Genomic DNA, 26253 nt, shown 5'->3' with positions numbered 1-26253 from the left:
GTCACAGGCGCGGGTCGACCGGCTCGGACTCGAGCGCGAGCACCGCGAACACGAGCTGGTGCACGCGCCACAGCGGCTCGCGGCGCACGAACGCGTCGAGGGCGTCGACGCCGAGACCGTGCTCGCGGTGGGCCAGGGCCTGCTTCCTGCCGAGGTGCCGCTGGCGCAGGACGTCGAGGGCGTCGGTGTAGTCGGGGCCGTAGATGATCCGCAGGTACTCCCGGCCGCGGACCTTCAGACCCGGCTGCACACGGCTGCCGTCGGCGGGCACGGCGGCCGGCTTGACGACCATGCCCTCTCCCCCGCTGCCGGTCAGGTCGAGCCACCACCGGGTGGCGGCCTCGCGGTCCGCCGGTGAGGACAGGTCGACGGCGACGTGGCGGGTGGGCACCAGGAACGGGTCGTCGAGGCGGCCCAGCACCTCCAGGTGCCACGGGTGCGGCCGGGTGAGCGCCAGGCTCTCGCCCTCGGCCGCCAGCACCTGGAACGGTGCGAGGCGCACGCCGTCGAGGCCGGTGTCGGGAGCGCAGTAGGCGGCGTAGGCGTCGCGGAAGGCCCGCGCCTGATCGAGCCGGCGGTCGGTGCGAGCGGCGAGGTCGCCCACCTCGATGCCGCGGGCGGACGCCGCCGCGAGCACGTCGGCGGCGGCCGGGAGCGCGGTCCGGGCGGCGGCGCCGACGGCGGCGTACTGGTCGCGGATCAGCCCGAGCGCCTTGGCCGACCACGGCAGCAGCTCGGCGTCGACCGCGACCCAGTCGGAGTCGAGCTCGTCGAGCAGCGGCGCGACGGCCCCGCGCACCCGGGCCACGAGGTCGTCGTGGACCGCCCGGTCGGCGAAGAAGGGCCGGCCGGTGCGGGTGTAGACCGCGCCGGAGGTGCCGTCGGCGATCCCGAAGCGGGCGGCCGCGACCTCGGCGTCGCGGCAGACGACGGCGATGGCGCGCGAGCCCATGTGCTTCTCCTCGCACACGACGTGGGTCACCCCCGCGTCGGCGTAGGCCGCGAACGCCTGCTCCGGGTGCTCGAGGTAGCCGTCGAGCGAGGAGGTGGGCGCCGGCGACATGGTCGGCGGCAGGTAGACCAGCCACCGGGGGTCGACGGCGAACCGGCTCATCACCTCCAGCGCGGCGGCGGCGTTCTCCTCGGCCACCTTGACCTTGCCGGCGCGCGGGCTCTCGAGCCAGCGGGTGCCGGTGACGTCGTCGACGTGCAGCGCGGTCGGCTCGCGCTCACCGGGGTCGGGTGCGCCGAGGGGGCGGACCGGCTCGTACCACTGCTGCTCGGCCGGGACGTCGACCAGCTCCCGCTCCGGGTAGCGCAGCGCGGTGAGCCGCCCACCGAAGACGACGCCGGTGTCGAGGCAGATGGTGCCGTTGACCCACTCGGCGGTCGGGACGGGCGTGTGGCCGTAGACGACCGCCGCGCTGCCGCGGTACTCCCGCGCCCACGGGTAGCGCACCGGCAGGCCGAACTCGTCGGTCTCGCCGGTGGTGTCGCCGTACAGCGCGAACGAGCGGACCCGGCCGGACGCGCGGCCGTGGTAGGCCTCCTTGAGCCCGGCGTGGGCGACGACCAGGCGTCCGTCGTCGAGGACGTAGTGGCTGACCAGACCGTCCATGAAGGCGAGCGCACGGGCGCGGAAGTCGTCGGTCTCGGCCTCGAGCTGTGCCAGCGACTCCCCCAGCCCGTGGGTGACCTGCACGGCGGCGCCCTTGAGGGCGCGGACCAGCTTGGCCTCGTGGTTGCCGCTGACGCAGAGCGCGTCGCCGGCCTCGACCATCCCCATCACCAGGCGCAGGACGCCGGGGGTGTCGGGTCCGCGGTCGACGAGGTCGCCGACGAAGACGGCGGTGCGGCCGTCGGGGTGGTGGGCGCCGGCGCCGTCGGGCGCGACGACGTAGCCGAGGTCGGTCAGGAGCGTGCGCAGCTCGGAGGCGCAGCCGTGGACGTCGCCGACGACGTCGAACGGGCCGGTGAGGTCGCGACGGTCGTTCCAGGACCGCTCGCGGCCGACGGCGACCGACTCGACCTCCTCGACGCCGCGGAGCACGTGCACGCGGCGGAACCGCTCCTTGCGCAGGCTCTTGAGCGAGCGCTGCAGGTCGCGGCGCTGCCGGGTGACCACGTGGGAGCCGAAGGTGCGGTCGGGCCGCGACGCGTTGCGCTCGACCGCGACGCGCTCGGGCACGTCGAGCACGATCGCGTCGACGAGCACGTCGTGGTCGCGGGCGAGGGCGACCAGCGAGGCCCGGGCATCGCGCTGGACGTTGGTGGCGTCGACGACGGTGAGCAGCCCGCGCCGCAGCCGGGTCCCGACGATGTAGTGCAGCACGTCGAACGCGTCGGGCGTCGCCGCCTGGTCGTTCTCGTCGTCGGCGACCAGCCCGCGGCAGGCGTCGCTGGAGATCACCTGGGTCGGCAGGAAGTGCCGGGCCGCGAAGGTGGACTTGCCGCTGCCGGAGACGCCGACGAGCAGCACGAGCCCCATCTCGGGCACGGCGATGCGGCGAGTGGCCTCGTGGGAGGACTCGCGGGAGGTCTCAGCCACGGCGGAACACCGCCAGCTGGGTCGGCGTACCGCGCTCGGTGTCGGCGTCGCCGACCCCGCGGTGCTCGACGGTGTAGCCGTGCGCCGCGCAGACGCGGTCGCACCACGCGGCGAACTCGGCGCGGGTCCACTCGAACCGGTGGTCGGTGTGGCGGTGGCCGGTGAGTCCCTCGTAGAGCGCGTTGTACTCGACGTTGGGTGTGGTCACCACGACGGTCGCGGGCGCGGCGGCGCCGAACACCACCCGCTCCAGCGCCGGCAGCCGCGGCGGGTCGACGTGCTCGACGACCTCCATCAGCACCGCGGCGTCGTAGCCGGCGAAGCGGGGGTCCTCGTAGGTCAGGGCGCCCTGGAACAGGCTGATCCGCTCGGCCTGGCGCTCGCTCATCTTGGCCAGCCGCACCGCGCGGGCGGCCTGCTGCAGCGCGCGGGCGGACACGTCGGTGCCGGCGATGCGGACGAACCGGTGGTCGGCGACCAGTGCCTTGAGCAGCGCGCCGCCGCCGCAGCCGAGGTCGATGACGGTCTCGGCGCCGACGTCGGCCAGCGCCTGCAGCACCGCCGCGTGCCGCTGGGCGTGCAGCGGCACCCGGGCCGGCTCGGGGGGCTCGGTGGCCGACTGCGGGGCCTCGGGGGCCGACTCCGGCTCGAGCACCTCGTCGGCGACGTCGTCGAGCTCGGCCAGGCGCGACAGCGCGGCGCGCGTGAGCGCCGTACGACGCCCGAGGTAGCGACGGACGACGAGCTCGCGGTCGGGGTGGGCCTGCAGCCACTCGCCGCCGGAGCGCAGCAGCTTGTCGACCTCGTCGGGGCCCTGCCAGTAGTGCTTGGACTCGTCGAGCACCGGCAGCAGGACGTGCAGCTGGCTGAGCGCGTCGGCGAGCCGGACCTGGCCGGTGAGCGTGAGGGAGACGTAGCGCGACTCGCCCCACTCGGGGAAGCCCGGGTCGAGCGCGATCGGGGTCGCCTCGACGGCCCACCCGAGCGGGCCGAAGAAGCGCTCGGCGACCGCCGGCCCGCCGCGGCACGGCAGCACCGGCAGGTGGACGGTGAGGGGCATCGGCGCGTCGGCGAGCTCCTGGCGCGCGGCGCAGCGCCCCGAGCGGGCGGTGGAGAAGACGTCGGCGAGGGCGACGGCGAGCAGCGACGAGGCGGCGTAGGGCCGGTCGTTGACGTACTGCGCCAGGCTGAAGTCGGGACTGTCCCGGCCGCGCGTGCGCGCCAGCCGGACGGCGTCGACCTCGAGCAGGAGCGCGGCGGTGCAGCGCTCCGGCGTCGCCTCGGGGTAGACGACGGTGACCGTGCCGAACGACTGCGGGAACGTCTGCGCACGGCCGGGGTGCTTGTGCAGCAGGTAGCCGAGGTCGGTGGCGTCGGGGCCGTCGGGTCCCGGGGGCGCGGTCGTCGAGATGGTCAGGAGCACCGGCACAGTGTGCCCGCGCGGGCGCGTCGGGTCGCCCGGTTAACGGCCGTCGCGGCCGTAGAGCGCGAGGATCCGCTGCTGCCGGTCGGCGTCGGGGGCGACCAGGAACAGGCTGAACTCGCCGTCGACGTAGAGCTGCTCGCCGGCGTCCTGGGCGACGGCGGCGAGGAAGTCGAGGGTCACGTCGTCGAGGTCGGCGCGCATGCCGCGGGCGCGGGCGACGTCCCAGGCGTGCAGCGTGAGCTCGACCGCGTCGAGGATCGCGCGGGGGTGCTTGAGCAGGTGCTCCTCGTAGACCGCGAGCAGGTCGGCGGCGTCGGACTCGACGCCGTGCGCGGTCAGCACGGCGGCGTGGTTGTCGGCGACGTGGGTGAGGACGTCGGAGACCGTCCACCCGGGGCACGACGGCACCGGCAGGCCGAGGTCGCCCGGCGTCAGGTCGGCCGTCGCGGCGCGGAACAGCTCGGCGCCCCGGGTGTACGCCGTCACCGGGCCGCCTCGGCGGCGGCGCGCAGCTCGGCCACCATCCGGTCGGGGTCCTCGGCGGAGTAGACCGCGCTCCCGGCGACGAACACGTCGGCCCCGGCCTCCGCACAGCGCCCGATGGTCTCGAGGGAGACCCCGCCGTCGACCTGGATCCAGGTCTCGACGCCGTGCCGCTCCACCAGCTCGCGGGCGCGGCGGATCTTGGGCAGCACCAGGTCGAGGAACTTCTGCCCGCCGAAGCCGGGCTCGACGGTCATCAGCAGCAGCATGTCGAGCTCGGGCAGCAGGTCGGCGTACGGCTCGATCGGCGTGGCCGGCTTGAGCGCCATGCTGGCGCGGGCACCGCCGGCGCGGATCTCCCGGGCCAGCCGCACCGGTGCCTGCGCGGCCTCGACGTGGAAGGTCACCGAGCCGCAGCCGGCCTCGACGTACGCCGGCGCGTGCCGGTCGACGTCGGCGATCATCAGGTGGGCGTCGAGCGGGATCGAGGTGCTCCGTGCGAGCGCCTCGACCATCGTCGGCCCGAACGTCAGGTTGGGCACGAAGTGGTTGTCCATCACGTCGACGTGCACCCAGTCGGCACTGCCGATCCGAGCGACCTCGGCGCCGAGCGCTGCGAAGTCGGCGTTGAGGATGCTGGGGGTGATCTGCACGTGCGCCACGTCGCGCAGCCTAGTGAGGGTCTCGACGACGGCCGGCCGCGGCCGGGACACGACGGGCCGTCTACGCCGGCAGGTCGGGGTCGAGCAGGTCGGCCAGGGCGCGGTAGGCCGACTCGACGTCGCCGTGGCGGGTGGCGAGGCGGTGGGTGCCGGGGCGGCGGGCGACGACGTCGGCGAGGCCGTGGGCGTACTCGACGAGGTGGTCGACGGCCGCGTCGGGGACGCGGGAGTCGACGGTGCCGCCGTGCAGGACCACCTCGACCAGCTCGGCCCCGCACTCGGCGACGGCCCGCTCGAGCTCGACGACCCGGTCGAGGCTGACGACCAGCTGGGGCAGGACGACGTCGTGGCCGGACTCGAGGTGGGCGCGCACCAGCGCGTGGGCGAGCAGCTCGGCGCTCTCGCCGTGGTCGGCCGGGTTGCCGCCGATCCAGGTGCGCAGCACGTCGACCTCGACGACCAGCACGCCGGGGTGGTCGGCGCGGTAGCGCTCGGCCAGCGTCGACTTGCCTGCCCCCGGCATCCCGTTGAGCAGCACCAGCCGGGCTCCGGACGTCGGCACCCCGACCTCGCGCAGCGCGGCGCCGGCGGCGGCCTCGGCCGTCGCGCGCGCCGAGGACAGCTCGTCGGCGTCGACGGCGGACTGCTCCTCCAGCCAGTCGAGCGCCCGCACCTTGGACCGCGCTCGCTGGTAGGCCGTCCACGCCCGTCCGGTGGTCTCGTCGGCCTCGTGGTACAGCACGTCGCGGAACCGCCGGAACGGGCCGCTGCCCTCGAGGGCGCGCTCGAGCCGGTCGGCGAGCCGTCGGTCGGCCAGCGAGCGGGCGAAGTGCTCCATGTCGACGTAGGCGTCGTTGCTGGAGCCGCCGCCGACCGGGAGCCAGTGGGCCTCCGGGTCGGTCGAGTCGCCGTTCTCGTCGTAGATCTCGCCGTCGGAGCACTGGATGAGCTCGCCGGAGGTCGGGTCGAGGTAGCCGGCCTCCCAGTCGCGCGAGTCGACGAGCTCTCCGAGCGTCTCCAGGTCGACCTGGTCGACCGACAACCTGGCCATCAGTCCTCCGCCTCCTCGTGCACCAGCTCGACCTCCAGGTCCTCCATCTCGCACCCCAGCACCCGCAGCGCGCGCACGGTCGCGAGCGCGACCAGGTTGGCACCGGTCAGCGGCGCCTCGCGGGTGAAGGTGCGGTAGTCGGGTGACCACGGCCTCTCCCAGCCCTGCGCCAGCAGCGCCGCCTCGGTCTCGGGCGTCATCTCCCACTGCCCGCCGAACGACGTCGACCCGACGCACTCGGCGATCAGCACGCGCGGCGCGGCGGTGACCTGCACGTAGCGCCGCGGGGCGGCCGCGGTCCTGCGCGACCCGAACCAGCCGCGGCCGGCGGACGCGGGTGCCTTCTCCCGGATGACCAGCCCGTCGTCGAGGTCGAGGGCCAGGATGGCGCCGGTCAACCGGCGGTCGAGGTCGTCCCAGGTGCCCTTCACCCGTCGTCGCCCCCCTCCGGCCCTTCGGGCTCCTCGGGCGTCTCGGCGCCCTCGGCCTCGTCGCGGTCGGCCCACTCGAGCAGCGGCGCGATGTCGAACGTCGTGGCGGGGTCGTCGATGTCGGCGTGCAGGTCGCCGATCTCGGCGAACCGCGCGGGCATCGTGGCGATGGTGAAGTCGCGCGGGTCGGCGTCGTCGATCTCCTCCCACCGCACCGGGGCGCTGACCCGGGCGTCGGGCACCCCGCGCACCGAGTACGCCGCGGCGATCGTGTGGTCGCGGGCGTTCTGGTTGTAGTCGACGAAGAGGTGGTGGGGGTCGCGGTCCTTGCGCCACCAGGTGGTGGTGACGTCGTCGGGAGCGCGACGCTCGACCTCGCGGGCGAAGGCGAGGGCCGCCCGGCGCACGACCTTGTGCCCGTGGTCGGGCCGGATGCGCACGTAGACGTGGAGTCCCTTGCCGCCGCTGGTCTTGGGGAAGCCGACGGCGCCGAGCTCGTCGAGCACCTCGTGGGCGACGGCGGCCACCCGGCGTACCTGGGCGTAGTCGGAGAGCGGACCCGGGTCGAGGTCGATGCGCCACTCGTCGGGCTGCTCGGGGTCGGCGCGGCGGCTGTTCCAGGGGTGGAACTCGACCGTCGACATCTGCACGGCCCAGATCACCGCGCCGAGCTCGGTGACGCAGAGCTCGTCGGCGGTGCGGTTCCAGCGCGGGAAGTGCAGCCGCACCGTCTCGACCCAGCCGGGGGCGCCGGGCGGCAGCCGCTTCTGGTGCACCTTCTCGCCGGCCAGGCCCTTGGGGTAGCGGTGCAGCATGCACGGCCGCTCGAAGAGCGCGTTGACGATGCCGGGGCCGACGGCGAGGTAGTAGTCGACGAGGTCGCGCTTGGTCGCCCCGGACTCCGGGAAGTAGACGCGGTCGGGGTTGCTCACCCGGACCACGCGGTCGTCGACCTCGACCTCGATCGACGGGGACTTCGACGCCACGACCCCCAACCTAGTCTCATCCCCGTGGACTTCGACCAGCCTCCCGTCGTGCGCGTCGAGGTCGGGACGTCGGAGGACGTCGACCCGCGCGCCTGGCCGATGACCATCCCGGCGGTGGCCCAGCTGGCGCGCGAGGGGCTCGACCTGCCCGCCGGGGTGACGTTCCTGGTGGGCGAGAACGGCTCCGGCAAGTCGACGCTGGTGGAGGCGGTCGCGATGGCCTACGGCCTCGCCCCGGAGGGCGGCACGACCAACACCCGGCACGCGACCCGGCCGACGGAGTCGCCGCTGGCGTCGGCGGTGCGGCTGCGCCGCGGTCTCGGCGCGTCGCGCTGGGGGTTCTTCCTGCGCGCCGAGACGATGCACGGCTGGTACACCTACATGGACGACCACGGCGGCCCGCGCGACCCGGCGTACCACGCGATGAGCCACGGCGAGTCGTTCCTCGCGGTGCTGACCGCCAAGTTCGACGGCCCGGCGTTCTACTGCCTCGACGAGCCGGAGGCGGCGCTGTCGTTCTCCTCGACCCTCGCGCTGATGGGCGCGCTGCACGACCTGGCGACCGCGGGCGCGCAGGTGCTGTGCGCCACCCACTCCCCCGTGCTGGCCTCGCTGCCGGGCGCGACCGTCCTCGAGGTCGGCGACTGGGGCTACCGGCCGGCGTCGTGGGAGGACCTCGACCTGGTCCAGAACTGGAAGGCGTTCCTCGACGCACCGGGCCGATACCTGCGGCACGTGCTCGACTGAGGCCCGGGTGCGTCAGGTGCGTCAGGTGCGGCGCAGCAGCGCGACGAACATCGCGTCGGTGCCGTGCCGGTGCGGCCACAGCTGCACGGTGCCGGGCAGGCGCCCGGCGCGGTCGGGCACCTCGGGCAGCAGCGCCGCGGCGTCGTCGAGGACGACGTCGTCCCGGCCCTGCAGCACGCTGCCGACCACGCCGGAGGTCTCGGCCAGCACCGGCGAGCAGGTCGCGTAGACCACGACGCCCCCGGGCCGCACCAGGTCGAGGGCGCTGCCCAGCAGGGCGCGCTGCAGGAGCACGAGGTCGAGCAGGTCTGCGGGACGGCGGCGCCAGCGCGCCTCGGGCCGGCGGCGCAGGGCGCCGAGCCCGGTGCACGGGGCGTCGACCAGCACCCGGTCGTAGGAGGCCGGGCGCAGCGGCGCCCGGGTGCCGTCGGCGACGAGCACGCCGGCCACCCCGGGTGACCCGGCCAGGGCCCGGGTGACGAGCCCGGCGCGGTGCGGGGCCCGCTCGACCGCGAGCAGGGTCGCGTCGCGCTCCGCGGCCAGCGCGGCCAGCAGCGCCGCCTTGCCGCCCGGGCCCGCGCACAGGTCGAGCCAACGCCGGTCGTCGCCGGAGACCTCGGCGCGTGCGAGCGCGAGGGCGACCAGCTGCGACCCCTCGTCCTGCACGCCCGCGCGGCCCTCGACCACGGCGGGGACAGCGCCGGGGCGACCGCCCTCGAGCACCGTGCCGTAGGGCGAGTACGGCGTGGGCTCGCCCGGCAGCTCGTCGCGGGTGGCCCGTCCGGGGCGGGCGACCAGGGTGACCCGCGGGGGTTCGTTGTCGGCGCGCAGCAGGTCGAGCACCTCGTCGTCGCCGACGGCGCGGCGCAGCTCGTCGACGATCCAGGCGGGGTGGCTGAACGCCACCTCGGCGTGGCGGGGCGAGCCGACCGGCGCGACCTCGGCGACCCAGCCGTCGAGGTCGCGGGCGGCCACCTTGCGCAGCACCGCGTTGGCGAACCCGCCGGCGCCCTGGTTGCTCGTGACGGCGCGCACCAGGTCGACGGTGGTGCTGATCGCGGCGTGGGTGGGCACCCGCATCGCGAGCAGCTGGTGGACGCCGAGCCGCAGCGCGTCGAGGACCTTGGCCTCGACCTTGCCGAGCGGGCGGTCGATGCAGGCGGCCAGCACCGCGTCGTACAGGCCCCGCCAGCGCAGGGTGCCCGAGGCCAGCTCGGTGGTGAACGCCGCGTCGCGGGTGTCGAGGTCGAAGTGCGCCGTGACGGCGGGCAGCACCAGGTTGGCGTAGGCGTCGTCGACGCGGACCGCCTTGAGCACCTCCCAGGCCGCCCGGCGCGGCACGTCGACGGGGCCGCCCCGGCGCCGGTCAGCCACTCGACCGCTCGCCGTCCCCGAGGTAGGCGCGGACGAGCTTCTTGGGGGCGCGGGTGGCCCAGGCGTCGGTGATGACCTCGGCGAGCTCGTCGCGGGTGATCTCGCCCAGGCGCGACTGCTGCACCAGCACGGCGGCGTAGCCCTTGAAGTGGTCGATGGTGAAGAACGGCGTGGCCTCGTCGGCCACGAGCGCCTCCTTCTCGACCGCGGTGGGGGTCACGACCACCACGAGGTCGTCGTACATCTCGCCCGTGGCGGGGTCGACGGCCGACTTGTGCGGGGCGCGGTAGAGCACGAAGCCGCGGCCCTTCTCGCCGGTGGGCACCTTCCACGTGGGGACGTCGCCCCAGGAGGTGCCGAGCTCGGTCTCGGGCAGCGCGGCGCAGATCTCGTCGATGTCGGCGGGCCGGGCCCGGCGGGCGCGAGGACTCACGCGCCGCCGCCCAGCACGGTGCCGGACTCCAGGCGTGCGCCGCGGGCCCAGTCGGCCGCGGCCATCTGCTTCTTCCCGAACGGCTTGACGTCGCCGAGCCGGACCGCGGTGGTGCCGGTGCCGACCAGGACCTCCTGCTTGCGGACCTCGAGCACGCCCGCGGCCGGGCCGGTCTCGTCGGTGGGCGTCACGGGGCCGAGCTTGAGCCGCTCGCCGTCGTGGGTCGTCCAGGCGCCGGGAGCGGGGGTGCAGGCACGGACCCGCCGGTCGACGGCCACGGCGGGCTCGGACCAGTCGACCTCGGCGTCCTCGACGGTGATCTTGGGTGCCAGGCTGACGCCGTCGTCGGGCTGCTCGCGGGCCTCGATCGTGCCGGTCGCGAGGTGGTCGAGGGTGCTGACCAGCAGCCCGGCGCCGCCCTCGGCGAGGCGGGCGAGCAGGTCGCCGGCGGTGTCGGTGGGCCGGACGCGCTCGGTCATCACGCCGAACGTCGGCCCGGCGTCCATCGCCTTGACGATCCGGAACGTCGTGGCGCCGGTGACCTCGTCGCCGGCCCACACGGCGTGCTGCACCGGAGCCGCGCCACGCCACGCCGGCAGGCAGGAGAAGTGCAGGTTGACCCAGCCGAGCGGCGGGATGTCGAGGGCCGACTGCGGCAGCAGGGCGCCGTAGGCCACCACCGGGCAGCAGTCGGGGGCGAGGGCGCGGAGCGCCTCCTGGAAGTCGGGGTCGCGCGGGTGGTCGGGCTTGAGCACCGGCACACCGAGCTCCTCGGCACGCTGGGCGACCGGGCTCGCGACGAGCCGGCGGCCACGACCGGCGGGGGCGTCGGGACGGGTCACCACGCCGACCAGCTCGTGGGCGGACGCGGCGATCGCGTCGAGGGACGGGACGGCGACCTCGGGGGTGCCGGCGAAGACGACTCGCACCAGGAGCTCCTAGACCCCGAGCCCGCGGGTGGGGTGCGGGCTGATCTTGACGGTCGGCGGCGCGGTGCCGAGACCGAACCACTCGGACTCTCGGATCTCGCGCATCGCCGCCTTGCGGGCGTCGGTGTCGAGCCGGTCGAGGAAGAGCACGCCGTCGAGGTGGTCGGTCTCGTGCTGGATCGCGCGCGCCAGCAGCTCGGTGCCCTCGACGACGACGGGCTCGCCGTACATGTTCCAACCGCGCGCCACGACCGAGAGCGCCCGCTTGCAGTCGTAGCTGAGGCCGGGGAGCGACAGGCACCCCTCGGGGCCTTCCTGCAGCTCCTCGGACAGGCTGAGGTCGGGGTTGACGAGGTGTCCGAGCTCGCCGTCGACGTGCCAGGTGAACACCCGCAGCCCGACCCCGACCTGCGGCGCCGCGAGCCCGGCACCGGGCGCCTCGAGCATCGTGTCGGTCAGGTCGGCGACCAGTGTGCGGAGCTCCTTGTCGAAGTCGACCACCTCGATCGCGGGTCGCCGGAGCACCGGGTCTCCGAAGAGGCGGATCGGCTGGATCGCCACGGGACTCCTCTGCTGGGGGCGGTCCGCCGGGCGGCGGACGCGTGCGTCGTAGGACGGGGTCCCACTCTATCGGCCGGTGTGCGGCGTGACCGTGGGCTCCCCGGGTGGCGGTGCGGGAGGCGACGTGGGGTTGCCGTTGCCGCGCGATCGAACGGGAACGGCAGATCTGGACCCTCTCGGCCTGTCGTTGCCGTGCGATCGCGCGGAAACGACACATCCGGCGGCACCCGCACGACCAGACGACCAGACGATCGGACCGGGGGGTCAGAGCACGACGGGGTCGACCCGGACCCGGACGGGGTCGAGCTTGCGGCTGGACCGGATGCGCTGCAGGTCGCGGAGGGCGTGGGAGAGGTCGGCGCCCTGGGCCCGGGGGGTGCGCAGCACGAGCCGCTCCTCGTCGGGGCCGGCCGGGACGGGGCCGAGGACCTCGACGTGGGGCGGCGGCGCCAGCAGCGTGAGGGCGTCGTCGACCGCGCCGGGGTCGCCGGTCACCGTGGCGAGCCGGGTCGTGGGCGGCAGTCGGGCCTCGCGGCGCTCGACCGCCTCGCGGCGGGCGAACCCGGGCTGGTCCCACCGCACCAGTGCCTGCAGCGCCGGGTGGGCGGGGTCGCCGACGGCGAGCGCCCGGCCGCCGTGGCGCACCAGCCCGACAGCGTTGCTCCAGCGCCGCAGCGCCTCCTCGGCGGCGCGGAGGTCGTCGCGGGCGAGCAGCAACCAGGTGTCGAGCAGGACGACGGCCGCGTAGCCGCCGGCCGCGACCGGTTCGGCACCCGGGGTGGCCACCACGATCGCCGACGAGGAGGGCACCTCGGCCAGCACGTGCTCGGCGGCGGAGGTGCGGACGACGGTGCTGGGGAAGGCGCGGCCGAGCTCCTCGGCGGTGCGCGCCTCGCCGAGCACCGGCGCCCGCAGGCCCGCGGCACCGCACTCGCGGCACGTCCAGCCGACCGCGGGGGTCGCGCACCAGCGGCACACCGGGGGCGTCGTGGGCGAGGTCAGCGTCAGCGGCCCGGCGCAGGCGCCGCACCGGGCCGGTGTGCGGCAGCGCTCGCAGGCCAGGGCCAGGGCGTAGCCGGCCCGGGGCGTCTGCACCAGGACGGGTCCCTCGGCCAGGGCGCGCTTGACGAGGTCGTGGACCTGGCGCGGGATGCGCGCGGCGGTGCCGTGGGGGTCGCGGCTCCGGTCGACGTCGGACGCGCCGGCCACCCCCACCGAGACCGCGGCACGCAGCCGCTCGCGCGGCGCGGCGAGCTCGTGCGCCCAGCCGGCACGGGTCAGGTAGGCCCCCTCGACGCTGCGGGCGAACCCGCCGACCAGGGCGGCCGCGCCCTCGCGCTCCGAGCGCAGCAGGAGCACCTCCCGCACGTGCGGGTAGGGCGCGCGGGGCTCGGCGTGCAGGTCGTCGCCGTCGTCCCAGCACACGACCAGCCCGAGGTCGCGCACCGGCGCGAAGGCGGCGGCGCGGGTGCCGACCACGACCCGCCGGGCACCCCGGCGCACGGCGAGGAAGTTGCGGTAGCGCACGGCCGGTCCGGCGTCGGCGGCGAGCACGACGTGGTGCCCCTCGCCGAGCGCCGCGGTGAGCGCGGCGTCGACGCGGGCGGCGTCCTTGCCGTCGGGCACGCACACGAGGGTGCCGCGGCCGCCGGCCAGCGTGGTCGCCGCCGCCTCGGCCACCAGCGCCGGCCAGTCGTCACCGGGGGTGACCGCCCAGACCGCGCGGGGCCGACCGCCGTCGGCGAGGTGGGTCAGGAACGCCTCACCCAGCTCGTAGTCCGACCACCCGGCCGGCGGGGGCGTGCCGGGCTCGCCCGCCAGCTCGGGTGACGGCTGCTTCTCGGTGGTCGCGTGCCGGGGCGGGACCGCGAGCCGCAGCACGTCGGAGCGGACGCCGGCGTAGCGCTCGGCGACGTCGGCGGCCAGGCCGGCCACCTCCGGCGTCAGCACCGGCTCGGGGCTGACGACCCGCCGCAGCGGCGTGAGCCGGCCGGGGTGGTCGGAGGCGTCGGTGCGCTCGAGCACGAACCCGTCGACGTCGTGGCCGGCGAACCGCACCTTGACCCGCGCCCCCGGCACCGCGGCCTCGGCCATCGTGGCCGGGACGGCGTAGTCGAAGGTGCGGTCGAGGTGGGCCAGCGCGACGTCGACCAGCACCCGCGCCACCGGCGCGGTCTCGGCGATCTCGGCCTCCGCGGCCTTGCGGGCCCGGGTCTCCCGCGCCTTGGCCTGGGCCTGCTTGACCGTCGCGCGCACCAGCCCGGGCAGCAGCTCGGGCTGCTCCTCCACGGGTCGGTCGCTCATGGCCGTCTGTCTACCAGCGGGGTCGGACGGTGGGGCTGGGGTGTGGGGGTGGGTGCCCGCGCTGCGGCGAGATCTCACCGGTGAACCGGTGAAGTCCCGCCCGGACGCCCGAGACCCCGACCCAGCCGCAGCACGGCCGGACCGGGGTCCACAGGAAGAGGTGCCGGTCAGACGCCGGCGGCGGCCTTGAGGGCGTCGGCGCGGTCGGTGGTCTCCCAGGTGAACTCGGGCAGCTCGCGGCCGAAGTGACCGTACGCCGAGGTCTTGGCGTAGATCGGGCGGAGCAGGTCGAGGTCGCGCAGGATGGCGGCGGGGCGGAGGTCGAAGACCGAGAGCACGGCCTCCTGGATCTTCTCGTCGGGGACGACGCCGGTGCCGAAGGTCTGGACGAAGACGCCGACCGGGTGGGCCTTGCCGATCGCGTAGGCGACCTGGACCTCGCAGCGGCGGGCGAGGCCGGCGGCGACGACGGTCTTGGCGACCCAGCGCATCGCGTAGGCGGCGGAGCGGTCGACCTTCGACGGGTCCTTGCCGGAGAAGGCGCCGCCGCCGTGACGGGCCATGCCGCCGTAGGTGTCGACGATGATCTTGCGGCCGGTGAGGCCGGCGTCGCCCATCGGGCCGCCGGTGACGAAGCGGCCGGTGGGGTTGACCAGCAGGCGGTAGCCCTCGGACGGCAGGTCGAACGTCGCCAGGACCGGGTCGATGACGTTCTGCTGGATCTCGGCCTCGAGCTTGGTGAGGTCGGTGTCCTCGGAGTGCTGGGTCGACAGCACGACGGTGTCGATGCGCACCGGGCGGTCGTCCTCGTCGTACTCGATGGTGACCTGGGTCTTGCCGTCGGGGCGCAGGTTGGGCATGGTGCCGCTCTTGCGCACCTCGGTGAGCTTCTCGGCCAGCCGCTGGGCGATCACGATCGGCAGCGGCATCAGCACGTCGGTGTCGTCGCAGGCGTAGCCGAACATCAGGCCCTGGTCGCCGGCGCCGCGCGCGTCGAGCTCGTCCTCGGACGAGCCGACCCGGGCCTCGATGCCCTGGTCGACGCCCTGGGCGATGTCGCTGGACTGCGCACCGATGGCGACCTGGACGCCGCACGAGGCACCGTCGAAGCCCTTCTCGGAGGAGTCGTAGCCGATGTCGAGCACGGCGGCGCGCACCAGGTCGGCGACCGGGGCGTAGGCGTTGGTGCGCACCTCGCCCGCGACGACGACCAGACCGGTGGTCAGGAGCGTCTCGACGGCGACGCGGAGGTTCTCCTTGTCGGTGTCGTGCTCCATGAGGTAGTCGAGCACGGTGTCGCTGATCCGGTCAGCGATCTTGTCGGGGTGACCCTCGGTCACGGACTCCGAGGTGAAAAGACGTCCGGCCACGGCAGTGCTCGCTCTCGTTCGTGGAAACAGCAGGAGAAGACTAGAGAAGGACCAGGATGCAAGACGGGCGTCTCACGGTGCGAATCGACGCGCGACCTCGTCCCAGATGACGTGCGCCAACGCCGACTTGGTGCCGTGCGGCACCTCGCGCGCAGCACCGTCGGCGCCCAGGACGACGGCCTCGTTGTCGGTGCTCCCGAAGACCGCTCCCCCGCTGACGTCGTTGACGACGAGCAGGTCGCAGCCCTTGCGGGCGAGCTTGGCACGGGCCAGCTCGAGGACCGACCCGGTCTCGTCGCCGGTCTCGGCGGCGAAACCCACGATCACCGCGTCGGGCCGGGACCGGTGGGTGGAGATCTCGTGCAGGACGTCGGCGTTCTGCACCAGCGAGATCGTCGGCGCCGACCCGTCGGAGGCCTTCTTGATCTTGGCGCCGCTGACGTCGGTGGGGCGGAAGTCTGCTGGCGCGGCGGCCATCACGACGGCGTCGGCCCCCGCAGCGGCGGCGACCACCGCCTCGCGCAGCTCGGCGGTGCTGCCGACGCGCACGACCTTCACACCGGCCGGGTCGGGCAGCTCGACGTTGGCGGCGACGAGCGTCACCGAGGCGCCCCGGACGGCGGCCGCGCGGGCCAGCGCGTAGCCCTGGCGGCCCGAGGAGCGGTTGCCGAGGTAGCGCACCGGGTCGAGCGGCTCGCGGGTGCCGCCGGCGGAGACGACGACGTGCCGGCCGGCCAGGTCGTGGGACGCCGCCGGGGTGCCGCGAGCCAGCACCTCGGCGCAGACCTCGAACAGCTCGGCCGGGTCGGGCAGCCGGCCCTTGCCGGTGTCGGCGCCGGTGAGGCGACCCTCGGCGGGCTCGACGACGAGCACCCCCCGCTCGCGCAGCGTGGCGACGTTGGCGCGGGTGGCGGCGTTCTCCCACATCTCGGTGTGCATCGCCGGGGCGAGCACGACGGGACAGCGGGCGGTGAGCAACGTGTTGGTCAGCAGGTCGTCGGCCAACCCGTGCGCGGCCTTGGCCACCAGGTTGGCGGTGGCGGGGGCGACGACCACGAGGTCGGCGCCCTGGCCGATGCGTACGTGGGGCACCTGGTGCACGTCGGTCCACACGTCGGTGGCCACCGGCTTGCCCGAAAGCGCCGCCCAGGTGGGCGCGCCGACGAACTCCAGCGCCGCGTCGGTGGGGACGACGGTGACGTCGTGACCGGACTCGGTCAGCCGGCGGAGCAGCTCGCAGGCCTTGTACGCCGCGATGCCACCGCCGACGCCGAGGACGACGCGTGGTTTTTCGGGGCCCCCACCGCCTTGTTCGTCGGAGGAGCGAAGCGGGGGAGACGGAGAAGGTGGTGGGGTGACTGGCCGCGACCCCGTGGGGGTCGCGGCCTCGCGGTCGGGCGTGCTGGTCAGGGAGTGGCTACTCGGACGAGCCGGCGTCGGCGGCGGCCGCAGCGGCGGCGGCCTCCTCGGCGGCGAGCTCGGCGGGGTCGATGTCCTCGCAGGTCAGCTTGTCCTCGTTGATCTCGCGGAGCGCGATCGAGAGGGGCTTCTCCTGCACGTGGGTGTCGACGAGGGGGCCGACGTACTCGAGCAGGCCCTCACCGAGCTGGGAGTAGTAGGCGTTGATCTGACGGGCACGCTTGGCGCTGTAGAGCACCAGCTTGTACTTGCTGTCGGTCTTGGTCAGCAGGTCGTCGATGGACGGGTTGGTGACGCCGACGGCTTGGATGTTGGGCGCAGACACGCGTGAGCCTCACTGAGATGTTCGGGGACTCGGAAGGATGGATCAACCGAGCTTCATCAAGGCTACCAACTCGTCGGCTGCCTGATGAACTTCCCGGTTGACCACGGTGACGTCGAACTCCGCCTCGGCGGCCAGCTCCACCTCCGCGGTGGCCAGTCGGCGCTCGCGCTGCTCCTGCGTCTCGGTCCCCCGGCCGACCAGCCGCCGCACCAGCTCGTCCCACGACGGGGGCTTGAGGAAGACGAACAACGCCTCCGGCATCGTCTCGCGCACCTGGCGCGCGCCCTGCAGGTCGATCTCCAGCAGCGAGGGCCGCCCGGCCGCCAGGGACTCCACCACGGGGCCCCGCGGCGTGCCGTAGCGGGCCGACCGGTGCACCACGGCCCACTCGAGCAGCTCACCCTGGTCGACGAGCCGGTCGAACTGGGCGTCGTCGACGAAGTGGTAGTGCACGCCGTCGACCTCGCCGGGCCGCGGACGGCGGGTCGTCGCCGAGACCGAGATCCACACGTCGGGGTGCCGCTCGCGGACCGTCGCGGCCACCGTGCCCTTGCCGACCGCCGTGGGTCCGGCCAGCACGACCAGCCTCGTCACTGGGGCGTCACTCGGGTGCGAACTCCCGCTCGATCGCCGCGATCTGCTTGGTGCCGAGACCCCGCACGCGCCGCGACTCGGCGATGCCGAGGCGCTCCATCACCTGACGGGCGCGGACCTTGCCGAGGCCGGGCATCGACTGGAGCAGGTCGACGACCCGCATCTTGCCGATGACCTCGTTGGTCTGACCCTCCGCGACCACGTCGACGATGGACGCCCCGGAGTTCTTGAGCCGGTTCTTGACCTCGGCGCGTTCGCGGCGCGAGGCCGCGGCCTTGTCGAGCGCGGCCTGGCGCTGTTCGGGGGTCAGCGGGGGCAGTGCCACGTGCGACGGTCCTTCTGACGGGGGTTTCGACGGCGGAGGGAGGCCGCTCGCGGGTCACAGTAGCGAGGACCCTCCGGGGGCGGCAACGTGGCCGGACGTGCGGTGGTGGTCACCCGGGCGTCACGGTGCGTTCAGCTGCGCCAGGTCGGTCTTGCACACGTCGCGGGCCTGCTGCTGGACGTTGCCCAGCGCCTCGCTGACGTGCTCGGTGGCGACCCCGCCGGCCGCGAGGGAGATCGATTCCTGCTCCTCGGGCGTCACGCCGTCGGGCGGGTCGGAGGCGTCGTACGACGTCGGGTCGACGCCGGCCTCCTCGAGCGCGTCGGCGAGGCCCGAGAGGCGCCCGACGACCACCGACCAGTCGTCGGCGATGTCGTCGGGCGACGCCTCCTCCAGCCTCTCGAAGATCGGCAGGCCGGGCAGCAGGCCCGAGGAGCCGGAGGCCTCGTCGAGGATGCGGGCCAGCTCGTCCTGCTCCTCCTCGACCACGGCGCAGTAGGACGCGAACGGGTCGTCGTCGTCACCGCAGGCCGTGAGGACGGGCGCGAGGACGAGCAGGCCCAGCAGCGCCGGGGCGAGCCCCCGCCTCACGCGGGGGTCCGCAGCTCGTCGTTGGCGCGTCGTACGGCGTCGCGCATCGCGGCGTGGTCGGGCCCGGCGCCGAGCACCTCGCGCGACGAGCTGGGTGCGACGTGGGCCGCGGCGGCGCCGAAGATCCGGGCGACATCGGCGGCGGTGCCGCCCTGGGCGCCGTAGCCGGGCGCGAGGACCGGGCCGTTGAAGGAGAAGTCGGCACCGGTCTCGCCGATCGTCGCCCCCACGACGGCACCGAAGGAGCCGAGCGGCTCGGCGTCGGTGTTGAGGTGGCGCAGGTGGTCGAGCACCCGGTCGGCCACCCGCTCGCCGGTCTCGGTGCGGGCGTGCTGCACCTCGGGACCCTCCTTGTTGGACGTCAGCGCGAGCACGAACAGCCCGGCGTCGTGCCTGCGGGCGGTGTCGACGAAGGGGTCGAGCGAGCCGAGCCCGAGGTAGGGGCTCACGGTGATCGCGTCGGCGCCGAACGGGCCGGCGGGGTCGAGGTAGGCGTCGGCGTAGGCCTGGGAGGTGGAGCCGATGTCACCGCGCTTGACGTCGAGCAGCACCAGCGCGCCGGCGGCCCGGGACTCGGCGACGACGCGCTCGAGGACCGCGACACCGCGGGAGCCGAAGCGCTCGTAGAACGCCGACTGCGGCTTGACCATCGAGCACAGCGGCGCCACCGCCTCGACCACCGACAGCGCGAACCGCTCGAGCCCGGCGACGTCGTCGTCGAGGCCCCAGGCGTGGAGCAGGGCGGCGTGCGGGTCGATGCCCACGCAGAACGGGCCGCGCTCGGCCAGCGCGGCGTGGAACCGGGCACCGAACGTCATCGCGTCACCCCCGAGCCCGCGAGGGGGCGGGTCACGCGGGGAGGTCGAGGAGTCGCCCGAGCGACGGAGGAGCTCGCGACCGGCGTCTGGAGACCCATCATCGGCGGCGTCCCGGCACGCGGACGACGGCCTCGGGCGTGAGGTCGGCGATCGTCGGGTAGCCGTCGACGGCCATCAGCAGGTCGGCCTCGGCGAGGATCGAGCGCAGCACGTGCACCGCGCCGGGCACGCCGCCGTGGGCGAGGCCGTAGACGTAGGGACGGCCGACCGCGACCGCGGTAGCGCCCAGCGCGAGCGCCTTGACGACGTCGGCGCCGGTGCGCACGCCGGAGTCGAAGACCACCGGTGCGCGGTCGCCGACCGCCTCGACGACGCCGGGCAGCCAGTCGAGCGCCGCTCCCCCGCCGTTGGCCTGCCGGCCGCCGTGGTTGGAGCAGTAGATGCCGTCGGCGCCCTCGTCGAGGGCCCGGCGGGCGTCGTCGGGGTGGCAGATCCCCTTGAGCACCAGCGGCAGGTCGGTCAGCGACCGCAGCCACGACAGGTCGTCCCAGGTGACGGGGTGCCCGAACAGGCCCACCCAGGTCATCACGATGGTGCCGACGTCGGGGTCGGGTCCGACGAGCTCGCGGAAGACCGGGTCGGAGGTGTAGTTGGCCAGCGCCTTGCCGCGCAGCTGCGGGAAGTTGCCGCTGGCCAGGTCGCGCGGCCGCCAGCCGGGCACCCAGGTGTCGAGGGTGACGACCAGCGCCTCGGCGCCGGCCGCCTCGGCCCGCGAGACGAGGCTGGCGGCGAGGTCGCGGTTCTTGGGGGTGTAGAGCTGGAACCACGCCGGCGTGTCGCCGGTGGCGGCCAGCACGTCCTCGAGCGGGTCGCTCATCAGGGTCGAGCCGATGAACGGGACACCGGTCGCCGCGGCGGCCTCGGCGCCGTGGACGTCGCCGTGCTGGTCGGGCGAGCAGATGCCGAGCACCCCGACCGGCGCCATCAGCAGCGGGCTGGGCAGCGTGGTGCCGAACAGCTCGACCGACAGGTCGCGCGACTCCGAGGCGCGCAGCATCCGTGGCACCACCGCCCAGTCGTCGAACGCCGCGACGTTGCCGCGCTGGGTGGCCTCGTTGCCGCTGCCTCCGGCGACGTAGCTGCGCAGCTCGGGGGTGAGGGTGGCCAGGGCGTGCTGCTCGAGCTCGTCCCAGCCGAACGGGTGCTGCGGCAGGGTGCCGCCGAGCGACCCGAGGTAGAGCTCGATCTGGTAGTCACCATGACTCATCGAGCCAGCTCCCTCACGATCTGGCGGGGCCACAACGGCCCCTCGTAGATGAACGCCGTGTAGGCCTGCAGCAGGTCGGCGCCGGCGGCCAGTCTCTCGCGGGCGTCGTCGGGGGTGGCGATGCCCCCGACACCGACGAGCGTCAGGTCGGGTCCGACCCGCTCGCGCAGCAGCCGCAGCACCTCCAGGGCGCGCGGACGCAGCGGGCGGCCCGACAAGCCGCCGGCGCCGACCTCGGCGACCTCGCCGGGGTGGCTGCGGAGCCCCTCGCGGCTGATGGTGGTGTTGGTGGCGACGATGCCGTCGAGCCCGATCTCGACGGCGAGGTCGGCGACGGCGAGCACGTCGTCGTCGACCAGGTCGGGGGCGATCTTGACCAGCAGCGGCACCCGCATCGTGGTGACGCCGTCGGCCACCCGGCGGACGTGGGCGAGGAGCGGGCCGAGGCGCTCGACGGCCTGCAGGCTGCGCAGGCCGGGGGTGTTGGGCGAGCTGACGTTGACGACGAGGTAGTCGGCGTGGGGGGCGAGGAGCCGGGTCGAGTGCCCGTGGTCGGCGAGCACGGCGGCCTCGTCGTCCTCGGGGACGACCTTGGTCTTGCCGATGTTGACGCCGAGGACGGGGCCGCCGGGACGTCGTCCGCGGGCGGCGAGCCGCTCGGAGACGGCGAGGGCGCCGTCGTTGTTGAAGCCCATCCGGTTGACCACCGCGCGGTCGCCGACCAGGCGGAACAGCCGCGGCTGCGGGTTGCCCGGCTGGGGCTGGCCGGTGACGGTGCCGATCTCGACGTGCCCGAACCCGAGGGCCCCGAGCGCGTCGATGCCGACGGCGTTCTTGTCGAAGCCGGCGGCCAGGCCGAGCGCGTGGGGGAACTGCAGCCCCATCGCGACGACCGGGGTGCCGGTGACCGGGCGGCGGGCCAGCACCGGTCCGGCGGCGCGGATGGCGCGGAACCCGACGTGGTGGGCACGCTCGGGGTCGAGCCGGCGGAAGCCGTGCTCGAACAGCCGCTGGTAGGCGCTCATCGGTGCCCGCCCCGGGACCCGCGGTGCGTCATCCGCCCTGGCTCCCCGGGCGACCGTCGCGGACGACGTCCCGCTCGGCGGCACCGCGCCCCATGTCCCGCGCCCAGTCCTGCAGGCTCCGGACGCCGATGTCGCCACGTCGGATGGCCTCGATGCCCTGGACGGCGGCGCCGAGCCCCTGCACGGTGGTGATGCAGGGGACGTTGGCCATCACCGCGGCGGTGCGGATCTCGTAGCCGTCGAGGCGGACGTTGCCGCCGGTGCCGGTGCCGTAGGGCGTGTTGACGATGAGCTGGATCTCGCCGTCGTGGATGAGCTGGACGGTGGTCTTCTCGCCGTGCGGGCCGGGGCCCTCGTGCTGCTTGCGCACCACCCGGCACGTGACGCCGTTGCGGCGCAGCACCTCGGCGGTGCCCTGGGTCGCGAGGATCTCGAAGCCGAGGTCGGCGAGCACCTTGACCGGGAAGATCATCGAGCGCTTGTCGCGGTTGGCCATGCTCACGAACACGCCGCCCCCGGTGGGCAGCGGCCCGAAGGCGGCGGCCTGGCTCTTGCTGAACGCCGCGCCGAAGTCGCGGTCGAGGCCCATCACCTCACCGGTCGACTTCATCTCGGGGCCGAGCACCGTGTCGACCTGCTGGCCGTCGGGGGTGCGGAACCGGTTGAACGGCATCACCGCCTCCTTGACCGCGATCGGCTGGTCGGGCGGCAGCGCTCCCCCGTCGCCGGTGGCCGGCAGGAGGCCGGCCGTGCGGAGCTCGGCGATCGACTCGCCGAGCATCAGCCGGGCCGCGGCCTTGGCCAGCGGGGTCGCGGTCGCCTTGGAGACGAACGGCACGGTGCGCGACGCGCGCGGGTTGGCCTCCAGCACGTAGAGGATGTCCGAGCCGAGCGCGAACTGGATGTTGAGCAGCCCGCGGACGCCGACGCCCCGGGCGATCGCCTCGGTGGCCTCGCGGATCCGGCCGATCTCGCGGGCGCCCAGGGTGATGGGCGGCAGCGCGCAGCTGGAGTCGCCGGAGTGGATGCCGGCCTCCTCGATGTGCTCCATCACGCCGCCGAGGAACAGCTCATCGCCGTCGTAGAGCGCGTCGACGTCGACCTCGACCGCGTCGTCGACGAACCGGTCGACGAGCACCGGTGCATCGCGGCTGATCAGCCCGGCGGCGACGTACTTCTCCAGGTAGAGGCGCAGGGTGTCGTCGTCGTAGACGATCACCATGCCCCGCCCGCCGAGCACGTACGACGGCCGCACCAGCACCGGGTAGCCGATCTCGGCCGCGATCCGCGACGCGTCGGTCACCGAGGTGGCGCTGCCGTGCTGCGGGGCGACCAGGCCGGCCTCGGCCAGCACCCGACCGAACAGGCCTCGGTCCTCGGCGAGGTCGATGGCGTCGGGCGAGGTGCCCACGATCGGGACGCCGTTGGCGGCCAGGCCCTGCGCGAGCCCGAGCGGCGTCTGGCCGCCGAGCTGGCAGATCACGCCGGCGACGGGGCCGGCCTGCTGCTCGGCGTGCACGATCTCGAGGACGTCCTCGAGGGTGAGCGGCTCGAAGTAGAGCCGGTCGGAGGTGTCGTAGTCGGTGGAGACGGTCTCGGGGTTGCAGTTGACCATCACGGTCTCGAAGCCGCCGCCCGGGATCGAGCCGCCGTCCTTGCTGGCTGACAGCGCGAGCGAGGCGTGCACGCACGAGTAGTCGAACTCGATGCCCTGCCCGATCCGGTTGGGCCCGGACCCGAGGATGATCACCGCCGGCCGCTCGCGCGGGGCGACCTCGGTCTCCTCGTCGTAGGAGCTGTAGTGGTACGGCGTGCGCGCGGCGAACTCCGCGGCGCAGGTGTCGACGGTCTTGTAGACCGGCCGGATGCCCAGGGCGTGACGGACGCCGCGGACGACGTCGGGCGTCATGCCGCGGATCTTGCCGATCTGGGCGTCGGAGAAGCCGTGCCGCTTGGCGCGGCGCAGGACCTCGGGCGTCAGCTCGGGCGCGGCGGTCACCTCGGCGGCCACCTCGTTGATGAGCGCGAGCTGGTCGACGAACCACGGGTCGATGCGGGTGGCGTCGAAGACCTCCTCGGGGGTCGCGCCGGCGCGGATCGCGTCCATCACCTTCTTGAGCCGGCCGTCGTGGGGCACGGCGATCTCGGCGAGCAGGGCGTCCTTGTCGAGGTCGACCCAGTCCTTCTCCCAGTCGAAGGGTGCGTCGCCGGACTCCAGCGAGCGCAGCGCCTTCTGCAGGGCCTCGGTGAAGCTGCGACCGATGGCCATCGCCTCGCCGACCGACTTCATGTGGGTCGTGAGCACCGGGTCGGCGCCGGGGAACTTCTCGAACGCGAACCGCGGGACCTTGACCACGACGTAGTCGAGCGTCGGCTCGAACGCCGCGGGCGTGCTCTGCCCGTCGGGGCGGACAGTGATGTCGTTGGCGATCTCGTCGAGGGTGTAGCCCACCGCGACCTTGGCGGCGATCTTGGCGATCGGGAACCCGGTGGCCTTCGACGCCAGCGCGCTGGAGCGCGAGACGCGGGGGTTCATCTCGATGACGATGACGCGGCCGTCGGCGGGGTTGACGGCGTACTGGATGTTGCAGCCGCCGGTCTCGACGCCGACCTCACGGATGATCCCGATCGCGAGGTCGCGCAGGTGCTGGTACTCGCGGTCGGTGAGCGTCATCGCGGGCGCGACGGTGATGGAGTCGCCGGTGTGCACGCCCATCGGGTCGACGTTCTCGATCGAGCAGACGATGACGACGTTGTCCGCCTTGTCCCGCATCACCTCCAGCTCGTACTCCTTCCACCCGATGATCGACTCCTCGATCAGCACCTCGGTGGTGGGGCTGGCGGCCAGGCCGGCGCCGGCGATGCGGGCCAGGTCGTCCTTGCTGTAGGCGATGCCGGAGCCGGTGCCGCCCATGGTGAACGACGGCCGCACGACGGCCGGGTAGCCGAGGTCGGCGACGGCCGCCTCGCAGTCCTCGAGCGTGTGGCACACGACGCTGCGGGCGGTCTCGCCGCCGACGTCGGCGACGATGGCGTTGAACATCTCGCGGTTCTCGCCGCGGTGGATCGCCTCGAAGCTGGCGCCGATCATCTCGACGCCGTACTTCTCGAGCACGCCGTTCTCGTGCAGCGCGATCGCCGCGTTGAGGGCGGTCTGCCCGCCGAGGGTGGGCAGCAGGGCGTCGGGACGCTCCTGGGCGATCACCATCTCGACGTACTCCGGCGTGATCGGCTCGACGTAGGTGGCGTCGGCGAACTCCGGGTCGGTCATGATCGTCGCCGGGTTGGAGTTGACCAGGACGACCCGGATGCCCTCTTCCTTGAGCACCCGGCAGGCCTGGGTGCCGGAGTAGTCGAACTCGCAGGCCTGGCCGATCACGATCGGGCCGGACCCGATGACCAGGACGGACTTGATGTCGGTGCGCTTGGGCATCAGGCGGTGCCTTCCATGAGACCGACGAACCGGTCGAACAGGTACGCCGCGTCGTGCGGGCCGGCCGCCGCCTCCGGGTGGTACTGCACCGAGAAGGCCCGCAGCGCGCCGGCGTCGTCGCGCAGCTCGAGGCCCTCGACGACGTCGTCGTTGAGGCAGACGTGGCTGACCGTCGCCTCGCCGTACGGCGTGGTCGTGGTGTCGTCGAGCGGTGCGTCGACCGCGAACCCGTGGTTGTGGGCGGTGACCTCGACCTTGCCCGTGGTGCGGTCGAGCACCGGCTGGTTGATGCCGCGGTGGCCGTAGGTGAGCTTGTAGGTGCCGAACCCGAGGGCGCGGCCGAAGAGCTGGTTGCCGAAGCAGATGCCGAAGTAGGGCAGGCCCCGGCCGAGCGCCTCCTGCAGCACCGCGACCTGGTGGGTCGTGGCGGCGGGGTCGCCCGGGCCGTTGGAGTAGAAGAGCCCGTCGGGGGCGACCGCCTCGACCTCGCCGATGGTGGCGGTGGCCGGCAGGACGTGCACCTCGCAGCCGCGCTCGGCCATCCGCTGCGGGGTCATCGACTTGATGCCGAGGTCGAGCGCGGCGACGGTGAACCGCTTCTCCCCCACGGCCGGGACGACGTAGGCGGACGGGGTGGAGACCTCGCTGGCCAGCTCGGTGCCGGCCATCTCGCCGGAGGCGCGGACCCGGTCGAGCAGCGCGGCGGGGTCGGTCTCGGTGCTGGAGATGCCGACCCGCATGGCGCCGCGCTCGCGCAGGTGGCGCGTCAGGGCGCGGGTGTCGATGCCGGAGATGCCGACCACCCCCTGCGCGCGGAGCTCGTCGTCGAGGGTGCGGCGGCTGCGCCAGCTCGACGGCACCCGGGCGGGGTCGCGGACGACGTAGCCGGCCACCCAGATGCGGGCGGACTCATGGTCCTCGTCGTTGATGCCGGTGTTGCCGATGTGCGGGGCCGTCATCACCACCACCTGGCGGTGGTAGGACGGGTCGGTGAGCGTCTCCTGGTAGCCGGTCATGCCGGTGTTGAAGACCGCCTCGCCGAACGTCTCGCCCTCGGCGCCGTAGCTGTCGCCACGGAAGGTGCGACCGTCCTCGAGGACCAGGATCGCGGGGGCATGCGGTGCGTGCAGTGGCACGCCGTACCTCCTTCT

At 74.2% G+C, this 26253-nt stretch carries 24 protein-coding genes; 1 reads left to right on the top strand and 23 read right to left on the bottom strand.

Annotation, left to right across the window (positions count from 1 at the left end):
* Position 1 precedes the first annotated feature (1 nt).
* The 7 genes from AC4MBH_RS22160 to ligD form a co-directional block, all read right to left on the bottom strand.
* Positions 2-2548, bottom strand: coding sequence for a polynucleotide kinase-phosphatase (locus AC4MBH_RS22160; protein ID WP_491797578.1), 2547 nt, complete (start codon positions 2546-2548; stop codon positions 2-4).
* Positions 2541-3971: a 3' terminal RNA ribose 2'-O-methyltransferase Hen1 gene (locus tag AC4MBH_RS22155; protein WP_491797577.1), complete on the bottom strand. Its 1431-nt coding sequence runs from the start codon at positions 3969-3971 to the stop codon at positions 2541-2543. The genes AC4MBH_RS22160 and AC4MBH_RS22155 overlap by 8 nt, the downstream gene beginning before the upstream one ends.
* 39 nt (positions 3972-4010) lie before the next feature.
* The gene (locus tag AC4MBH_RS22150) at positions 4011-4460 is read right to left on the bottom strand and encodes a maleylpyruvate isomerase N-terminal domain-containing protein (protein WP_491797576.1); all 450 of its coding nucleotides are present in this window, start codon (positions 4458-4460) and stop codon (positions 4011-4013) included.
* A complete protein-coding gene (rpe, locus tag AC4MBH_RS22145) occupies positions 4457-5110 on the bottom strand; it encodes a ribulose-phosphate 3-epimerase (protein ID WP_491797617.1) in 654 nt (217 codons plus the stop codon). Before rpe ends, AC4MBH_RS22150 begins: the two co-directional genes overlap by 4 nt.
* 70 nt (positions 5111-5180) lie before the next feature.
* Positions 5181-6170, bottom strand: a complete 990-nt coding sequence (locus AC4MBH_RS22140; protein ID WP_491797575.1) for a UPF0158 family protein — start codon at positions 6168-6170, stop codon at positions 5181-5183.
* Positions 6170-6601 carry a TY-Chap domain-containing protein gene (locus AC4MBH_RS22135; protein ID WP_491797574.1) on the bottom strand — a complete coding sequence of 144 codons (432 nt, stop codon included), beginning with the start codon at positions 6599-6601 and terminating at the stop codon, positions 6170-6172. The genes AC4MBH_RS22140 and AC4MBH_RS22135 overlap by 1 nt, the downstream gene beginning before the upstream one ends.
* Complete coding sequence (gene ligD, locus AC4MBH_RS22130; RefSeq protein WP_491797573.1) at positions 6598-7587, bottom strand: non-homologous end-joining DNA ligase; 990 nt, start codon at positions 7585-7587, stop codon at positions 6598-6600. Before ligD ends, AC4MBH_RS22135 begins: the two co-directional genes overlap by 4 nt.
* A gap of 24 nt (positions 7588-7611) precedes the next feature.
* On the opposite strand from ligD, the gene AC4MBH_RS22125 reads away from it, so the two are divergent.
* Complete coding sequence (locus AC4MBH_RS22125; RefSeq protein ID WP_491797572.1) at positions 7612-8334, top strand: AAA family ATPase; 723 nt, start codon at positions 7612-7614, stop codon at positions 8332-8334.
* Between the two features lie 21 nt (positions 8335-8355).
* Here the strand turns inward: AC4MBH_RS22125 and AC4MBH_RS22120 are convergent, their stop codons facing one another.
* From AC4MBH_RS22120 to carA, 16 genes are all read right to left on the bottom strand, one after another.
* A complete protein-coding gene (locus AC4MBH_RS22120; RefSeq protein ID WP_491797571.1) occupies positions 8356-9708 on the bottom strand; it encodes an RsmB/NOP family class I SAM-dependent RNA methyltransferase in 1353 nt (450 codons plus the stop codon).
* Positions 9701-10141 (bottom strand): MmcQ/YjbR family DNA-binding protein, encoded by a 441-nt coding sequence (locus AC4MBH_RS22115; RefSeq protein ID WP_491797570.1) that lies wholly within the window; start codon positions 10139-10141, stop codon positions 9701-9703. The genes AC4MBH_RS22120 and AC4MBH_RS22115 overlap by 8 nt, the downstream gene beginning before the upstream one ends.
* Positions 10138-11070: a methionyl-tRNA formyltransferase gene (fmt, locus tag AC4MBH_RS22110; protein WP_491797569.1), complete on the bottom strand. Its 933-nt coding sequence runs from the start codon at positions 11068-11070 to the stop codon at positions 10138-10140. The genes AC4MBH_RS22115 and fmt overlap by 4 nt, the downstream gene beginning before the upstream one ends.
* Positions 11071-11079: 9 nt before the next feature.
* The gene (gene def, locus AC4MBH_RS22105; protein WP_491797568.1) at positions 11080-11631 is read right to left on the bottom strand and encodes a peptide deformylase; all 552 of its coding nucleotides are present in this window, start codon (positions 11629-11631) and stop codon (positions 11080-11082) included.
* 264 nt (positions 11632-11895) lie between these two features.
* The gene (locus tag AC4MBH_RS22100; RefSeq protein ID WP_491797567.1) at positions 11896-13935 is read right to left on the bottom strand and encodes a primosomal protein N'; all 2040 of its coding nucleotides are present in this window, start codon (positions 13933-13935) and stop codon (positions 11896-11898) included.
* Positions 13936-14102: 167 nt separating this feature from the next.
* Entirely contained in the window at positions 14103-15305 is a 1203-nt protein-coding gene (metK, locus tag AC4MBH_RS22095; protein ID WP_491797566.1) for a methionine adenosyltransferase, read from the bottom strand.
* 72 nt (positions 15306-15377) lie between these two features.
* Positions 15378-16757 carry a bifunctional phosphopantothenoylcysteine decarboxylase/phosphopantothenate--cysteine ligase CoaBC gene (gene coaBC / locus AC4MBH_RS22090; RefSeq protein WP_491797616.1) on the bottom strand — a complete coding sequence of 460 codons (1380 nt, stop codon included), beginning with the start codon at positions 16755-16757 and terminating at the stop codon, positions 15378-15380.
* Positions 16723-17049: a DNA-directed RNA polymerase subunit omega gene (gene rpoZ, locus AC4MBH_RS22085; protein ID WP_491797565.1), complete on the bottom strand. Its 327-nt coding sequence runs from the start codon at positions 17047-17049 to the stop codon at positions 16723-16725. Before rpoZ ends, coaBC begins: the two co-directional genes overlap by 35 nt.
* A gap of 42 nt (positions 17050-17091) precedes the next feature.
* Positions 17092-17634, bottom strand: a complete 543-nt coding sequence (gmk, locus tag AC4MBH_RS22080) for a guanylate kinase (protein ID WP_491797615.1) — start codon at positions 17632-17634, stop codon at positions 17092-17094.
* A gap of 16 nt (positions 17635-17650) precedes the next feature.
* Positions 17651-17968: an integration host factor, actinobacterial type gene (gene mihF / locus AC4MBH_RS22075; RefSeq protein ID WP_491797564.1), complete on the bottom strand. Its 318-nt coding sequence runs from the start codon at positions 17966-17968 to the stop codon at positions 17651-17653.
* A 120-nt stretch (positions 17969-18088) separates the two neighbouring features.
* The gene (locus tag AC4MBH_RS22070) at positions 18089-18559 is read right to left on the bottom strand and encodes a hypothetical protein (protein ID WP_491797563.1); all 471 of its coding nucleotides are present in this window, start codon (positions 18557-18559) and stop codon (positions 18089-18091) included.
* Positions 18556-19377: an orotidine-5'-phosphate decarboxylase gene (pyrF, locus tag AC4MBH_RS22065; RefSeq protein WP_491797562.1), complete on the bottom strand. Its 822-nt coding sequence runs from the start codon at positions 19375-19377 to the stop codon at positions 18556-18558. The genes AC4MBH_RS22070 and pyrF overlap by 4 nt, the downstream gene beginning before the upstream one ends.
* A gap of 97 nt (positions 19378-19474) precedes the next feature.
* A complete protein-coding gene (locus AC4MBH_RS22060; RefSeq protein ID WP_491797561.1) occupies positions 19475-20644 on the bottom strand; it encodes an alpha-hydroxy-acid oxidizing protein in 1170 nt (389 codons plus the stop codon).
* Positions 20641-21669, bottom strand: coding sequence for a quinone-dependent dihydroorotate dehydrogenase (locus AC4MBH_RS22055; protein WP_491797560.1), 1029 nt, complete (start codon positions 21667-21669; stop codon positions 20641-20643). The genes AC4MBH_RS22060 and AC4MBH_RS22055 overlap by 4 nt, the downstream gene beginning before the upstream one ends.
* A gap of 28 nt (positions 21670-21697) precedes the next feature.
* Positions 21698-25102 (bottom strand): carbamoyl-phosphate synthase large subunit, encoded by a 3405-nt coding sequence (gene carB / locus AC4MBH_RS22050; protein WP_491797559.1) that lies wholly within the window; start codon positions 25100-25102, stop codon positions 21698-21700.
* Positions 25102-26238 (bottom strand): glutamine-hydrolyzing carbamoyl-phosphate synthase small subunit, encoded by a 1137-nt coding sequence (carA, locus tag AC4MBH_RS22045; RefSeq protein WP_491797558.1) that lies wholly within the window; start codon positions 26236-26238, stop codon positions 25102-25104. The genes carB and carA overlap by 1 nt, the downstream gene beginning before the upstream one ends.
* Between the last annotated feature and the right edge of the window lie 15 nt (positions 26239-26253).

The organism is Nocardioides sp. WJ219 (assembly GCF_058559815.1).
Note: the sequence above shows the minus strand (reverse complement) of the source record. Positions and strands in the feature narration are given on the sequence as shown.